Origin of the sequence: Leptospira tipperaryensis, from assembly GCF_001729245.1 — a bacterium.
Classification (GTDB): Bacteria; Spirochaetota; Leptospiria; order Leptospirales; family Leptospiraceae; genus Leptospira; species Leptospira tipperaryensis.
Genome location: NZ_CP015217.1, coordinates 1,360,412 through 1,375,513, shown reverse-complemented (window position 1 = coordinate 1,375,513; position 15,102 = coordinate 1,360,412). Strand labels below are relative to the sequence as shown.

The 15,102-nt window shown below is 43.4% G+C and carries 13 protein-coding genes; 2 read left to right on the top strand and 11 right to left on the bottom strand.

Going from position 1 to position 15,102, the window contains the following annotated elements; translation table 11 throughout:
* Positions 1–9: 9 nt before the first annotated feature.
* A complete protein-coding gene (locus A0128_RS06595; protein ID WP_245667206.1) occupies positions 10–720 on the bottom strand; it encodes a LolA family protein in 711 nt (236 codons plus the stop codon).
* A 346-nt stretch (positions 721–1,066) separates the two neighbouring features.
* Between A0128_RS06595 and A0128_RS06590 the strand changes: the two genes are divergently transcribed.
* Together A0128_RS06590 and A0128_RS06580 are read left to right on the top strand one after the other, a co-directional pair.
* Positions 1,067–1,588, top strand: coding sequence for a DUF1564 domain-containing protein (locus tag A0128_RS06590; RefSeq protein ID WP_069606781.1), 522 nt, complete (start codon positions 1,067–1,069; stop codon positions 1,586–1,588).
* Positions 1,589–1,867: 279 nt separating this feature from the next.
* The gene (locus A0128_RS06580; RefSeq protein WP_069606779.1) at positions 1,868–4,621 is read left to right on the top strand and encodes an FtsK/SpoIIIE family DNA translocase; all 2,754 of its coding nucleotides are present in this window, start codon (positions 1,868–1,870) and stop codon (positions 4,619–4,621) included.
* 753 nt (positions 4,622–5,374) lie between these two features.
* Here the strand turns inward: A0128_RS06580 and A0128_RS06570 are convergent.
* The 10 genes from A0128_RS06570 to rbfA all read right to left on the bottom strand — a co-directional run bounded on the left by A0128_RS06570 (position 5,375) and on the right by rbfA (position 15,096).
* Positions 5,375–5,962 (bottom strand): DUF1349 domain-containing protein, encoded by a 588-nt coding sequence (locus A0128_RS06570; RefSeq protein WP_069606777.1) that lies wholly within the window; start codon positions 5,960–5,962, stop codon positions 5,375–5,377.
* A 128-nt stretch (positions 5,963–6,090) separates the two neighbouring features.
* On the bottom strand, positions 6,091–7,104 hold the full coding sequence (locus A0128_RS06565) for an LLM class flavin-dependent oxidoreductase (protein WP_069606776.1): 1,014 nt from the start codon (positions 7,102–7,104) through the stop codon (positions 6,091–6,093).
* A 2-nt stretch (positions 7,105–7,106) separates the two neighbouring features.
* Entirely contained in the window at positions 7,107–7,901 is a 795-nt protein-coding gene (locus A0128_RS06560; RefSeq protein ID WP_069606775.1) for an SDR family NAD(P)-dependent oxidoreductase, read from the bottom strand.
* Between the two features lie 132 nt (positions 7,902–8,033).
* Positions 8,034–8,531, bottom strand: a complete 498-nt coding sequence (locus tag A0128_RS06555; protein ID WP_069606774.1) for a hypothetical protein — start codon at positions 8,529–8,531, stop codon at positions 8,034–8,036.
* 548 nt (positions 8,532–9,079) lie between these two features.
* Positions 9,080–9,517, bottom strand: coding sequence for a dUTP diphosphatase (gene dut, locus A0128_RS06545; protein WP_069606772.1), 438 nt, complete (start codon positions 9,515–9,517; stop codon positions 9,080–9,082).
* Between the two features lie 609 nt (positions 9,518–10,126).
* Entirely contained in the window at positions 10,127–11,413 is a 1,287-nt protein-coding gene (locus tag A0128_RS06540; RefSeq protein WP_069606771.1) for a M16 family metallopeptidase, read from the bottom strand.
* 16 nt (positions 11,414–11,429) lie between these two features.
* Positions 11,430–13,526: a polyribonucleotide nucleotidyltransferase gene (pnp, locus tag A0128_RS06535; RefSeq protein WP_069606770.1), complete on the bottom strand. Its 2,097-nt coding sequence runs from the start codon at positions 13,524–13,526 to the stop codon at positions 11,430–11,432.
* An 11-nt stretch (positions 13,527–13,537) separates the two neighbouring features.
* A complete protein-coding gene (gene rpsO / locus A0128_RS06530) occupies positions 13,538–13,804 on the bottom strand; it encodes a 30S ribosomal protein S15 (RefSeq protein ID WP_069609165.1) in 267 nt (88 codons plus the stop codon).
* Between the two features lie 52 nt (positions 13,805–13,856).
* Positions 13,857–14,786: a tRNA pseudouridine(55) synthase TruB gene (gene truB / locus A0128_RS06525; RefSeq protein WP_069606769.1), complete on the bottom strand. Its 930-nt coding sequence runs from the start codon at positions 14,784–14,786 to the stop codon at positions 13,857–13,859.
* The gene (gene rbfA / locus A0128_RS06520; RefSeq protein ID WP_069606768.1) at positions 14,743–15,096 is read right to left on the bottom strand and encodes a 30S ribosome-binding factor RbfA; all 354 of its coding nucleotides are present in this window, start codon (positions 15,094–15,096) and stop codon (positions 14,743–14,745) included. The genes truB and rbfA overlap by 44 nt, the downstream gene beginning before the upstream one ends.
* Positions 15,097–15,102: the final 6 nt, after the last annotated feature.

The window sequence follows — 15,102 nt, the reverse complement described above, 5'->3', positions numbered from 1 at the left end:
GGACTTTGGTTATTGTTCCGACACAAGAGGGTTGTTTACGATTTTTGCGTTTCCGCTAATATGAAAATTGAACTGACCGTCTTCCAAATCGGGATTTGTTTCTATATTCGAAAATTCTACTGTAGTTTCTTTTCCTCTTCCGTCACTCGCCACCGCTTTTTGAATAAAATAACTTTCGGCGTCCACGTAAAGAAGCATCGTTTCAAACCCGCCGACCTTTTCTCTTTGTTCTAAATTGAGAACGAAGTATTTGCGTCCGTCTTTTGGTGAAACCTGAGGTTGTTCGATGGAATCAAACTTGTAGTGATACTTTCTAAAAATACGAGAAAGACCTTCGTCCGTAAAACTGGAAAAGATAGGTCCTGATTTATTCGATTTATTTAATGTAAGGTCTTGTTTTCCAACCGCATTCAGACGAGCGATATAGATATAGAGAGTTTTTCCATCGGATACGATCTCATCTCCGGAAGGATCGCTGAATTGATAACGGATTCTTCCGCCTTTTTTATAAAGACAGACTCCTCTCATGTTTTTGCTTTTTTTATTGGATACGGTTTGGATCTGAAAATCGGCTTTGTAGGAACTCAGATCGCTAAACTTCTTCTTCACCTGTTTGACCACTTCGGAAGGAGAATTCCAGTTATGAGAGGGTTGCGCCCAAAGAGTGGATTCTAAGGTTAGAAATAAGAAACAAAAAGAGAGAATGATTGTTTTTTTCATGAGAAAAACCGGATCTCCCGGGATTTTTTTACTACCTTCGGACGCATTAGGAACCTTGTCACTTTCTAAAATTTGAGAGGACCAGGTTCGGGAGAATTTCGGTGCGATGGGGGTTTGGCCGTTGGATTGGGTTCTCGGGGAGTTCCTACAATGAGGGTTGGGGTTAATTCGACTGTGGGCAATTGTGGAGCTGGGTTTGTGAGAGTTCCCACAGTTCGCAGTTGAACCGAGATTTCCAACCGGCCCCTGGTCGAAGTGAAACCCGAAGAAGAACAATTTTCTTCTCATTCCGATTTTTTTTCGAATCAAAGGCACCGATCCACTTCTTCAGGGAACCGTAGAAGGTATGGGAATATTACTGCTCAATCAGGACCATCTCGTTCAATCACGCCTCAGGGAAAATCAGACGATCGTCGTAACCCTCCTTATACCGGAAAAAACCGTTCTCCGGTATCCTCAGAAAGAGAGAAGAATCCTTCCTAAAAGAATTCCGATTCTCTTGAAACGATACGGAAAGTTTTTGTCTTCGACACGAAGATTGGGAAAAAGAGCAGCCACGACCTTATATCAATTGAGTCCGGGTAAGAAAAAAATGAAGAAAATCAACACCAGGATTGGCGCTGAAAGTTGGGCCTTATTGAGCGTTTTAGCCCAGGCTCACGGAGTTTCTCGCTGCTTTCTTTTCAATTACCTTTTGTATCTGGAAGAGTCGGAAGTTGGGGATTCCATCGTAAGCACGATGAACCAAGGAGTTCCAACGTTCCACAAGAATTACAGATATATACTTCATCTTGATCTATCCCAAAAGAGAATTTCAAGAGCATTACAATGCAATCCGAGAGATACTTTCTTTTTTTCTGATCATTGAAATTGATTTTATCGATTCTCTTAGGAAGGGAATTTGAGAATTCAAAGTGGTAGTTCCTACACTTCTCCCCGAAAAAAACGGGGTCCGGGGTTCTTCCAGGAGAAATTCCCCGGAAAGGGGGTAGCGTAAGACGCGAAGCGGCTGGAGCGAGGGGGATTTTTCCCCCGCATGCGGCCCAAAAGTAGGAACTCACGCAAACCGATTCCCTTTTCTAAAAGGCGAAAAAAATCCAAAATTAAGTCTCTTTTCTTTTTCTGGGCAGTTTCCGATACAAATAGCATGGAATCCAAAGACCTCAAACCAGCCTGGAACCTGCAGAATGGGAAAAAGATTCTTCCCTATGTCTTACTTTTTTCGGGGATTATTCTGACCCTTTCCCTGGGGTCTTTCGACGCGGGAGAGAAGGGAATACAGCACAATTTCTTTGGAAGACTTGGATTCTATCTTTCCTATGGAATGTTTTTTATGTTCGGTGCGGCGTCTTTTCTCCCCGGACTTTTCTCGATCGGTCTTGGGTCTCTTCGTTTAGTCAAAGACGAATTTGATCTCACGAACCGACTCTTTTCTCTTCCCGTCTTTTTGTTTTGTTTTACGGTGACCCTTCAAGTGACCGGGCACGTCTCAACGATTCCCTTTGCATCTCAAGGAGGTCTCGTCGGACAACTCCTTTCTTCCGGATTGGAATTCATTTTCGGATCGACCGGAAAAATTCTCATTCATCTTGTTTTTTACTTCTACGGATTAATACTTTTGTTAAACGAATCCCCGCTTCATTTTCTGGGAAGGATCCTCGGGACGGCAGGGGCAAAATATAAGGAAGGATTTCAATCCGGATTTGGAAATGGGGGGAGCAGTCTTGGAACTCTCTTTCAATCGGCGGTCGAAAAAATTCAGAACCGAGAATCCAGTCCACCCTGGTTCGCTTCTCTTTCGAGCGGAAACCATTCTCCCGAAGAACTCTTTCAAAAAATGCATTCTCGTGAAAAAGGTTCGGGGAGAATCGAACCTTCCCCCTTGCAGACGGCTCTTCATTCCACTTTTGGAAAAGAGGGAAGGCTTTCCGATCTTCTCTCGAAAGTAGATTCCGGATCCTTTGTATCTCAGGAAAATTCGCGGATTCGTTTTCAAAATCAAGGCGTGTTCTCCGGGAATTTCGAAGAAGAAGGAAAAGTCTTTCGTTTCCAATCGGTTTCTTCCGCGCTCTCTGAAAAAATAAGAGAAGAAAAAAGTTTTCAAGAATCCTCTTCGAGCTGGGAAATCGTAGACTTTAGAACTTCGGATGTTCCGAGTTCGTTTTCAAAAAAAGAAAATATGATCACGATCGTTTCACCTCCTAAGGAAGAAACATTCCATTCTTTGAAAGAAGAAGAGGAAGAATGGATCGAAGATTCTTCAGAAGAAATGGAAGAAGAATTTTATGAAGACGCGGTCGTTGAAGAAGAATCAGAGGAATCTTCGGAAGTCGTTCCGGAAGAATCTTTTGAGGAAGTTGCGGAAATCACAGTGGATAAAACGTTTGTTCCGCTTTCTTCAGTTCCAAAAGCAATTCCAAGTTTTGAAAAAAAGGAACCCAAACTCGAACAGGCGCTTCCATTTCCACCGGTCACATTGATTCCGGAAGTAAAGTCGAAACGTTCTATTTATCACGTTCCTCTCAAGAGTCTCAAGACTACGACTACAAAGATTCAAGATCCTCTCTTTAAAATCGAGAGCGACAAGGTCGCTCGTAAGATCGAAGAGATCATTCGTCAGTACGGATATGAATCTCAAGTTGTTTCTATGGAGAGAGGGCCGATTATCACTCGTTACGAACTCACTCCTCCCCCCGGAGTGAAGTTGGGAAGAATTACATCTCTTGCCGACGAACTTCGCCTTTATCTCGCGGTGAAGAATATTCGTATCGTCGCTCCGATTCCCGGAAAGTCAACGATCGGGATCGAAGTTCCGAACACGATTCGAGAAGACGTTTTTCTCGGAGACATCCTCCATCAAAACTTAAGCCTGAGACCTAAGAAAGATCTTTCGATTCTGATTGGAAAAGATATTTCAGGAAAGTTAGTCAGCATTGATCTCAATAAACTTCCGCATCTTCTTGTTGCGGGGACCACCGGTTCCGGAAAATCGGTTTGTCTGAATTCTATGATCTCTTCTCTCGTGGTGCATCTTTCTCCGGAAGAAGTTCGTTTTATCATGATCGATCCGAAGATGGTGGAACTTACGCTCTATGAAGACATTCCCCATCTTCTTATGCCCGTGATCACCGATCCGAAAAAAGCGACGCGCGCTCTCGCTTGGGCGATTCAAGAGATGGAAGCTCGTTATCATTCCGTTTCAAAACTCAAGTGTAGAGATTTTAAAACTTATAATGAGAAAGTGGAACAGGGAGCGCATAGAGACGGATATAAGAAGATGCCTTATATCGTAATCTTTATAGACGAGCTCGCGGATCTTATGATGGTTTCCGGAAAAGATCTCGAAGACGCGATCACGAGAATCACTCAGAAGTCTCGTGCGGTCGGGATCCATCTAATCATGGCGACACAACGTCCTTCCGTGGATGTGATTACGGGTCTTATCAAAGCAAACTGCCCTGCGAGAATGGCGTTCCACGTAGCACAGAAGACGGATTCTAAAATCATCTTGGATCAAAACGGCGCGGAGTCACTTCTTGGAAAAGGGGATTTTCTCTACAAGTCACCGACCGCGGCGGATCTCGTGAGAATTCAATCTCCTTATGTTTCGGAAGAAGAGATCGAGAAGATCGTGGAGGAAGCTCGGAAGTTTGGGAAACCTTCTTACGTGGATTTTGACTTGGACGAAGAGCCCGAGAGTTCTTCGATCGATGAAGAAGACGAAGAACTTTTTGAACAAGCTTGGGAGATCGTTCGTTCTGATAGAAAGGCTTCCGCAAGTTATCTTCAGAGAAGAATGAGGATCGGTTATAACAAGGCGGCTCGTCTTATGGAACTCATGGAAGAACGAGGTTATGTGAGCGCTCAGATCGGTTCGAAGGGAAGAGAGATTCTCAAGTAAAGAAAGTTTGGGGAGTTCCCACACAAATCGGTTTGTGTGGGCGCAATGAGGGGGAAAAGTCCCCCTCGCTCCAGCCGCTTTCGCGTCTTACGCTACCCCCTTTCCGGGGAATTTCTCCTGGAAGAACCCCGGACCCCGTTTTTTTGAGAGAGAAGTGTAGGAACTACCACTTTGAATTCTCAAATTCCCTTCGTAAGAGAATCGATAAAATCAATTTCAATGATCAGAAGAGAAGAAAGTATTCTCTCGGATTGTTTTGTAATACTCTGTAAATTCGCGAGGTTGGAGTCGGCGCTGAACCCTTGGAAAAGAAATCCGCGCGGTTATGCGAACGGAGAATTACAAATGAATTTGCGAGCTTACGCGAAGTTCGTATAAAAACATCGATAAATCAAATCCAACTTGATATGCTGTTTCTGCAAACTTCGAAGAATTATCCGAAAAATACGCTGTAGGGAACCCCTCCATTCAAGCGGTATAAATCGAAACTCTTACCAGCGCGGTTATGCGAACTTCGTATAACCGGCAAAGGTAAAGCAGTCGGAGTTCCTACAATCAGTTTCGAAAAAGATATCCGCGTGCTTAGACGAACTTCGTATAAATCCCCAAACAACAATCCCCTTCCGAACAGATTTCAAACTATACACAGGTTCGATCTTGACTCTGCAAATTATATGAACTACGTATAAACGCACAAAACTTCACGTTCTACAAAACATCAACAACACGAAACTCAAAGTTCAAAATAAAAAATCAAACCGGCCATTCGGAATCACCCAATTCAAAATGATCAAAGACACATTCAAAGGAACTTTCCATCGGACTACAAGCATAGATTCCGACGGCTAACGGTCGACTATTCAAAAGCAAATGAGCCATCCGAAGTTGTTTCCAGTTCATTCCATTTTCAGAATATTCTAATAAAAAATCGTTTTCTTTGTTTTGAATTCGATACCACATCGTATTGATCTTAGAGTGGATATCGAGAGTGGCCCAATCGGAATAGCCGAGGTTTGTAACTACGGAACCAAGGCGCGAATGATCGGAGGTTTCATATTCTATGGAAGTTTTGATCCAATTTTCAGAATCGATTCTAACGATCAGACCGCACTGATCATATTGTTTCTTTGGATAAAATTCAGTTCTTACGGAAAGTGAAAAATCGGCCGTAATATTTTTCAAAAGACAATGACCGTTGTCTCTTCGAAAGCCGTAATGTGTCTTCTGCCAAAAATCCGTGTCCGGAGAAGTTTTAAAAAACAATCGATGATTTTTAATCTCGAATTTCGGAGAATTCTTCCAAAAATAATCCGAATCAAGTCCTTCTTCATCCTTAAACATTTTAGAATCTCCTTATACAGTCTTTTTCCTTGATTCTAAAATTCTTACTTTTCAGATACAAAGAATTTGATTCTAATTTTGTCATTTGATAGAAAAGAGAATTGTTTGTCCGAAGATCGGACATTTTTTTAAACCGAAAGAATCGGCTTTAGATCAAACGCATTTGCAAGAAGACGATAGGAACGAAGTCTATCTTCAAAATCATAGGTAATCGTCGTCACAACAACCTCTTCCACTTCGTATTCTTTTGTTAATTGAAGAATCTCTTCTTTCACTTTATCGGGAGTTCCCGCGACCATCCTCCCGCGATTTTGCAAGATCACCGCTTTCTCAAACTCGGTATATTGACTTTTGATCACTTCTTCATAAGGCAATACTCCTTCGCTGATCCCTTTTCCGATATTCAACAACTGCCGATCCATCACAGTCCTTAACTCTTCCGCTTTTTCTTCGCTCTCCGCGCAGAGAACAAATATTCCTAAACTCGCTTGTGGAAAAGCCAAAGATTCCGAAGGACGAAAACGATCCTTATAAGCCCTCACTGCATTCGGTCCGCCAAGAGGATTGATAAAATGAGCAAAAGAAAGCGCTAAACCAAAATGAGCCGCGAGCAGTCCGCTCTCCCCGCTCGATGTAAGAATCCACAACTCCGGAACCGTATCCGCTTTCGGAATCGCCTTAACTTTCATCTGAATCGAATCTTCCTCGGCTCGGTCCGTAAGATAACACTGAAGATCTAAGAGCTGTTGACCAAAATCGTTTCGAACGAATTGTGAGCCCGGATTTAAAATCGAAGCGGTCAATCGATCGCTTCCCGAAGCTCTTCCCAATCCTAAATCGATTCTTCCCGGAAAGAGGGTTTCCAACATTCTAAAATTCTCGGCGACTTTTAAGGCACTGTGATTGGGAAGCATCACACCTCCCGCACCGACGCGAATATTTTTTGTGATCCCTGCGAGATGCGAAATCAAAACCTCGGGAGTAGAACCTGCAAGTCCTTGAATATTATGATGTTCTGATACCCAAAACCGAGTGTAACCTAATTCGTCCGCGAGCTTTGCGAGTTCAATTGTTTCTAAGACGGCCTGTCTTGCAGAACCGCCCTTTCGAATAGGAGATTGATCGAGTACGCTTAATTTCATGTTTAGAATGCCGACTTCACAACTCCTCCGTCCACGCGCACCGCTGCGCCGTTTGTTCCGGAGGAAAGAGAACTCGAAAGATAAGTCACCAAATTTGCGATTTCTTCCACACTCTCAAATCTTTGAAGAAGAGAGGACGGGCGCGCATTCTTAAAAAATTCTTTTTCAACGGTTTCGGTGGAAACCTTTTGATTGGCAGCGAGATTCTCAATAAATCCTCCGACTCCTTCCGAACGAGTGGGTCCGGGAAGAACTGAATTCACGGTAACGTTAGTCCCCTTTGTCAGTTCGGCAAGTCCCCTTGCGAGAGAAATCTGCGCGCTCTTTGTAACTCCGTAGTGAATCATTTCTTCCGGAATTTGAACTCCGGATTCGCTCGAGATAAAAAGGATTCTTCCCCAATTCTTCTTTAGCATTTTAGGAAGATAGAATCTGGAGAGTCTTACACCGCTCAAGAGATTTATTTCCAAAAAACGAAACCAATCTTCGTCCGGAATTTCCGTAAAGTCCTTCGGTTCGAAAATTCCCACGTTGTTGATAAGAATATCGACCTCGGGTAATTCTTTCAAAATCGAATCGATCTCTTGCTTTTTTCCAAAGTCGGCGATCAATCCTTTTACGTTTCCGTTCGGAATCTCATCCTTCAATTGTGCGATCGCTTGATCCACACGGGACTCAGTTCTTCCGTTGATAAATACGTTTGCACCTTCGTTTAGCAGCTGTTTTGCGATCGCAAAACCGATCCCCGCGGTAGAGCCCGTGACCAGAGCGGTCTTTCCTTTTAACATCGTTTCCATTAAATTCTTTAACTCCGAAGTCTTTATGGATTAGACAGCTTTGGAAAGAATGAAAACTGAAAACGAAATTTTCTTTTGACTTAGAGCAGACTCTAAGTGGCGCCAAAAAAGAGGCTGTAAAATAGGCTCGGCTTATCTTTCAAGACTTAAAAAGAGTTCATTAAAAGAATCGAAAACGGATTGCAGCTCGAATTCCAAATCACTCTCAACGCTCACCTCATCCCCGTCTTCGTCCTCATCTTCAAACTCGTCGGCGGGATATCCCTTATGTTTGAGAAGATAAACCGCACACGGATCTTCTTCGTCGTAGGCAGGAAATACAACGAAGTTATATATAAAATCATCCCCTCCGGATTTTGGCTTTAGATCCGCAAAGGCAATCGGTTCATCCCGATCCAAACCCTCCGCGATCGAAATCCGGGTGCTCTGATCGACCAGGCCGCCCATACGATCTCCGATATCTTTGATCAACTCAACTTCAAAGAATTGATTCGACTCCTTATGCAAAAAATCCTTTTTAGAAAATTTTATAAATTCGCCACTGAGAATCATATCTCTCAAGGAAACGGGCATGTTTGTCCCAAACGCCGCCTGATAGCAATCCAATAGATATTGGTTTTTATCCTTCACTCTTTTACCTCATGTTTTGAACGAACTAAAGTTTCCTACGCGGTCTTTGCAAGACTTCTTTAAACAATGTTTAACACACTTTTATAGGATGGGAAGCAGAATCGCAATGGAATCCAAGGATGCGTTTTATTCTCGAGTTTCTCCATGGATCGATTGTTTTTTCGCAGATTAGAGGCTTTCTTTTGATTCGAGTTTTTCGAATCTACCGTGCCCTCGAAGCTCTCCGATCTGGATTTAGGATAAAGATGTTCAAAAGAGAAAGCTTTGAAAGATCGGTGGTGTTTCCAATCGATCTCGACGCTTTTTGTCCAAAGACGATTTCGAAAACTTTATAGCAGCAACGAACGCGAATAAACCTCGGGATATCGGGAATCCTTCCGCCGGATGCAGAAGGAAACATTTTATTTTTAGAATATTCGGAAATTAATATCTTACTGATGTATAAAAAATAGAACAAGATTTCTCATGATAAACAACAGAACTTATTTTCAGATTTTCGACCTTTTATCAAGGACGGGTCTAAAAAAAACTGGAAAGAAGAGAGAACGTTATACGCCCGTTGAGCCGAATCCGCCCGCGCCTCTCTCGGTTTGATCCGGGAATTCTTCGACGAGGGACCATTCCGCATACCAGGTTTTACGAATGAGGAGTTGCGCGATTCTCATTCCGTGCTCGACTACAAAGGGAGAATCTCCTAAATTTAGAAGAGGAATCATCAACTCTCCTCGATAATCACTATCAATCGTACCGGGAGAATTCGGAATGAGAATTCGATTCTTAGTCGAGAAGCCCGATCGTGGACGAATTTCAAAATGATATTCCGGAGGAATCGCAAAAGAGAGCCCCGTCGGAACCAAAAAAACCTTTCCCGGTTCGAGGATTAGATTGGAATCCAGGCACGCGTGCACGTCATAACCCGCCGAATGAATCGTTTGTAATCCGGGAAGTTCCGCGTTTGGTTTTAGTTTTTTAACTGAAATTTTCATTCTTTGTGAATCTCCTCTCTTAAAGATTTTTTTCTCAAGAAAGAGATTTCCATGATTCTCATCAGAATCTCCACAACAATCTTTTATCGAAGGAAATTAGGCGAACTTCGTAGAATTGCAGAAGTTCAAACCTGTGAGAGTTCCCACAGCGATCCTTACAGTGAAATTATACGAACTTCGCAGAATCGCAGAAGTCGCAAACCCGTGAGAGTTCCCACAACGTCAGCACTGTGCAGTTAGACGAACTTCGTAGAATCGCAGAAGTTCAAACCTGTGAGAGTTCCCACAGCGATCCTCACGGTGAAATTATACGAACTTCGCAGAAGTCGCTAACCTGTAAGAGTTCCCACAATGATAGCACTGTGCAGTTAGGCGAACTTCGTAGAATCGCAGAAGTCGCTAACCTGTAAGAGTTCCCACAATGATAGCACTGTGAAATTATACGAACTTCGCAGAATCGGAGAAGTCGCTAACCTGTAAGAGTTCCCACAACGTTAGCCCTGTGCAGTTATACGAACTTCGCAGAAACCGCGTCGGTAAACGTAAGAGTTCCCACAATGACAACGATTCTTCCAACAGGCTGTGCTTAAATCAGAGGAAAGAAAAAACTTACAGGGAAAACAACTTCTGAACCGCTTTTTCTTCTTTAGCGCCAAGATTACCAAGAGCGGAAAGATGGAGCTTTGGAATTCCAAAAACGGATTTTGCAAAGTTGTTGAGATCGTCCAGAGTAATGGAATAGATCTCCTTTACCCTCTCTTCGTAAGTATAATTTCTTCCGTAGTAGAGTTCCATCAGAGCGATCGTATTCATCCGAGATTCCGTCTGTTCGTAACTGATGGAAAGAGTTCCCTCGTGATTTGTCTGGGCGTCTCTGAGTTCCTTCTCCGTAATTCCACGATCCAAAATCGATTTGAGTTCGTCGGAGATAGTTTCCATACAAGTAATGAATTTGTCTTTAGAAGTGGAACATACGATACTGTTGATCCCGACATCCGCATACGAAGAAGGATACGCCGTGATCTGATAACAAAGCCCCTTCTCTTCTCGCACCTTTTGAAAAAGTCGGGAAGAAGTTCCGCCGCCTAAGATATGAGTAAACAGACTCGCTTTGGAAGCGTTGTGAAACTCTCTCTGAAAACCTTCTCCACCCAAAATAAAATAAACCTGTTCCAGCTTCTTTTTTTTTGGAAAGTATCCCCATTTCTTTTTGGGAAGAATCAGGTCGTTCCCTTCTTTCTTTTTATTTCTGGGTTTGTTAAAATGTTTCCCAACGATGGAAAAGATTTCATCCGGTTCGAAATTTCCGGAAACGGAAAGAAACATATTTTCAGTGTGATAATACGTATCATAGAATTCTAATAAACTCTTATGACTCACATTGGAGATGGATTCTCTCGTTCCGATAATATCTCGTCCTAAAGGATTCTTAGGAAAAAAATTCTGATAATAAAAGTCGTGGATATAATCTTCGGGGGAATCTTCGTAACCTTGAAGTTCTTCCAAGATCACTCCGGCCTCGTTTTCGATATCCGATTGTTTGAGCAGAGGCTCGTAGATCATTTCGGATAACAATTCTAATCCGAGACCCAGGTGTTTACCGGCTACGGTTACGTGAAAGTAAGTATATTCTCTGGAAGTCGCCGCGTTTGTAAAACCGCCGACCCTTTCGATGTCTTCTGCTTGTTCTTTCGCGGTGCGTTTCGCCGTGTCTTTGAAGAGCATGTGCTCTAAAAAGTGACAATAGCCTGCGTTCTTCGGAGATTCATGTCTGGATCCGACTCGGACAAAAACGCCGGCGGAGACACTGACTGTATGAGGAGCTTTTTGAAAGAGGACCGTTATGCCCCCGGGAAGAACTTTCCTATAGACTTGCTGTGAAGGTTCTTGCTCCAAGGGCGCTTTTGAAATCTTAGACTTGCTCTTCTTCGAGCGCGTCTTTTCTGGAAAGATCGATCTTTCCGGTTTTGTCCACGTTGAGGACTTTCACACGGATGATATCTCCTTCCTTAACGATATCCTTAACGGAATTGACTCTCTTAAAATCGATCTTAGAGATATGACAGAGACCTTCTTTTCCGGGAAGAATTTCGACAAAGGCTCCGAAGTCGGCGATACGTTTCACCTTTCCTTCGTAGATCTTTCCAACTTCCACTTCAGTAAAGAATCCATCGACCATCTTCGCGGCTCTTTCCGCGGACTCTTGGTTCGCACCGGAAATCGTTACACGACCATCGTCTTCGATATAGAGTTCGGCGCCTGTGAGTTCGCTGATACCACGAACGTTCTTACCGCCGGGACCGATCAATTCCCCGATTCTATCTTTAGGAATATTTCTCACGATAATTCTAGGAGCTGTTCCCGCAAGATGATCCGCGGCTTTGGCGATATGTTTCTCCATAATATCAAGAATATGGAATCTACCTTTTTGCGCCTGAGTAAAAACGCTTTCGAGAACGTCGAAACTCACTCCGGTAACTTTCAAGTCCATCTGGAATGCGGTGATCCCTTTTCTGGTTCCCGCAATCTTACAATCCATATCTCCGAAATGATCTTCCAAACCTGCGATATCGGAAAGCACTGCGAACTTTCCGGACGTATCGGAGAAAAGTCCCATCGCGATTCCGGAAACACTTCCCTTGATCGGAACACCCGCCGCCATCAGCGCGAGAGAACCGGAACAAACGGAAGCCATAGAGCTGGAACCATTGGATTCTAAAATTTCGGATACAACGCGGATAACGTAAGGGAACTCGTCCGGTTTTGGAAGAACAAGTTTCAACGCTCTTTCCGCCAAATTTCCGTGACCAATTTCTCTTCTTCCAGGACCGGAAGATCTGCGAACCTCACCTACTGAAAACGCAGGGAAGTTATAGTGAAGCATAAAGGACTTTTCTTTTTGTCCTTCCAGGGTTTCGTATCTCTGATTGTCGGATCCGGTCCCAAGAGTCACAACTCCCAGAGACTGGGTTTGACCTCTTGTAAAAACGGAAGATCCGTGAGGACCCGGAAGAGGATTGATTTCAACTGAAATCGGACGAATTTCGTCTAACTTTCTTCCGTCAAAACGAGTTCCTTGTGTTAAAACTTGTTCGCGAACGATTTCATATTCCAATTCGTGAAGATAGGATTTGATGTCTTTGATCTTCTCGGATTCTTCTACGGTTTGTTTAAAGAATTCTACGACTTCTTTGTTTACGTTTGAGATTTCTTTGTTACGAGAAGTTTTATCGGAAGTTTGATTTGCCGCTTTTAATTTTTCAAAAGCGTAATCTTTCACTTTTGTAAGAAGTTCTTCGTCTTTCTTTCTGAGTTTTACTTCTCTTTTGACGACGCCGATCTTTTTAGCGAATTCTTCCTGAAGCGCTACGAATTCGGCGATGTGTTTTTGAGCAAAACGAAGAGCCGCGAGCATTTCCTCATTGCTGAGTTCCTTCGCTTCTCCTTCGATCATTACGATATGAGTTTTAGTTCCGGCTACAACGAGATCCAAATCCGAATTTAAAAGTTCTTTGTTGGTTGGATTGAGAACGAGTTCTCCGTCAATTCTTCCGATTCTTGCGCCACCGATAGGACCATTGAATGGAATATCAGAAACTGCTAATGCAGCGCTCGCGGCATTTAACGCGTGTCCTGCGACGGTAACGTCTCCGTCTGCAGAAAGAACCTGCACTTGCAATTGCACTTCGCAGAAATATCCTTCCGGAAATAAGGGACGGATCGGTCTGTCTATGATTCTTGAAGTGAGAACTTCGTGTTCAGGAGGTTTGGCTTCTCTTTTGAAATAGCCGCCCGGAAAACGACCGACGGAATAAAGTTTCTCGGTATATTCGCAAGTAAGAGGGAAAAAATCTTGTCCCTCTTTCGCATCCTCGGCCGCACAAACGGTGGCTAATAAAACCAGATTACCAGACTTATAAACTACGGACCCATGAGCCTGTTTCGCCCAGTTACCGGTTTCTAAAACGATAGAATCACGGCCGTACTGACCGGAAATTGTATGTGTCATATCGGACTCGCTTACTTACGAAGGCCGAGAGTTTCGATCAGTTTTTTATAACGGTCTAGTTCGGTTCTTTTAAGATAATCCAGAAGTTTCTTTCTTTTGCTCACAAGTCTCAAAAGACCTGTTTTAGAATGAAAATCCTTTTTATGAGATTTAAAATGTTCGTTGAGTTCTTTGATTCTTGCGTCAATCAATGCGACTTGCACTTCTGTGGACCCAGTGTCTCCCGCTTTACGGGCAAAATTACTGATAATTGTTTTTTTCTGTTCAGTAGCTATCATATCGTGAATATACCTTTTTACCATTTTTCAGGTCATAGGCCCCCCTTTAAAGCTAATTTTTAGGGAAGACTCTTAAATATTTATAATCTAACTCATGGATTCCATGTTCTTCTTTCTTACACCAGGCGAGAATCTCCCCTTCCGGAGAAACGAGTAAGAATTCGGTTGGAGGAATCCATTCCAACTTGGTCTTTCTTCCATTGAGAACGTTTCGGACTTCCGTCCCGGGAATCTCGAGGGTTGGAAATTCTAAGATCGCCTCCGGAGGATGGATTTTGACCTTTCCTTCCAAAAGATTCTCATAAGAATCCGCTTGGTTCAGATGGATCTTTCCGATGCTCGTGCGAACCAGTCTTTCGAGACGAAGAGGAAACCCCGCTCGATCGGAAATGTCCATTACGATCTTTCGGATATAAGTTCCGGCAGAAACTCGAATCTTAAACTGAATCGATTCCGCGCTAAAATCTCCGAGTTCGTACTGATAGACGCGAATCTTTCGAATTGCAGGAACCAAGGCCACACCTTCTCGAAAAAGATCGGACCTTCTCCGTCCATTCACCTTGAGAGCGGAAACGTCCGGGGCTTCTTGGGTTTCCCAGGTTGGCACCTCAAGAAAAAGTTCCTTTAAGAGATTTTGATTTTCTTGGAACCACGCGGCGGTTTGTTCTTTGGGAAGGGATTCTAAAATTTCTCCTTCCTTGTCTCCGGAATCGGTGGATTCTCCGGGTTTTACCCAGGCCTCGTAAGATTTTTCTTTTTCTAAGAATACGCTGGAAAAACTCGTACAACTTCCTATGGGAAGAATCATGAGTCCGCTCGCGGCCCGATCCAGAGTCCCCGTGTGACCGACTTTTTTTAAACGGAGTTTTTTACGCGCGACCACCACAAGATCCGAAGAAGTCATTCCCTCGGGTTTGTGAATGATTAAGAATCCGGACTCAGTCCGGATTGGTAGGTTTTCTGGTAAGTCTGAGTGATTCATCCAAACTCTGAATGTATTCCTCATCCCAGAGGAATTGAATTCTTGGCGCGATTCTTAAGCTTAACTTTCCCGATAACGTCGTCTGAAAAACGCCGGCGGCGCTATTGAGCCCGGCCAAAACCTTGATCTGCTTTTTCGGTGTACAAATCGCAGTTACAAAGATTCGCATATTCTTTCCGTCTTCGGAGATTTCCGCTCTGTGAACGGAAATCATATGCACCCTCGGATCCTTTATCTTGCCGGAAAGGATCATCATGGCTACGGTTCGAACTGCTTCCGCTTCGATTTTTTTTCTTCGGATCGGATTCACAGTCCG

Coding starts and splice junctions, on each gene's coding strand:
- truB (WP_069606769.1), bottom strand. CDS start 14,786: ATGAATCACTCAGACTTACCAGAAAACCTACCAATCCGGACTGAGTCC.
- A0128_RS06565 (WP_069606776.1), bottom strand. CDS start 7,104: ATGAAATTAAGCGTACTCGATCAATCTCCTATTCGAAAGGGCGGTTCT.
- rpsO (WP_069609165.1), bottom strand. CDS start 13,804: ATGATAGCTACTGAACAGAAAAAAACAATTATCAGTAATTTTGCCCGT.
- A0128_RS06570 (WP_069606777.1), bottom strand. CDS start 5,962: ATGTTTAAGGATGAAGAAGGACTTGATTCGGATTATTTTTGGAAGAAT.
- dut (WP_069606772.1), bottom strand. CDS start 9,517: ATGAAAATTTCAGTTAAAAAACTAAAACCAAACGCGGAACTTCCCGGA.
- A0128_RS06560 (WP_069606775.1), bottom strand. CDS start 7,901: ATGGAAACGATGTTAAAAGGAAAGACCGCTCTGGTCACGGGCTCTACC.
- A0128_RS06590 (WP_069606781.1), top strand. CDS start 1,067: ATGGGAATATTACTGCTCAATCAGGACCATCTCGTTCAATCACGCCTC.
- pnp (WP_069606770.1), bottom strand. CDS start 13,526: ATGACACATACAATTTCCGGTCAGTACGGCCGTGATTCTATCGTTTTA.
- A0128_RS06580 (WP_069606779.1), top strand. CDS start 1,868: ATGGAATCCAAAGACCTCAAACCAGCCTGGAACCTGCAGAATGGGAAA.
- A0128_RS06595 (WP_245667206.1), bottom strand. CDS start 720: ATGAAAAAAACAATCATTCTCTCTTTTTGTTTCTTATTTCTAACCTTA.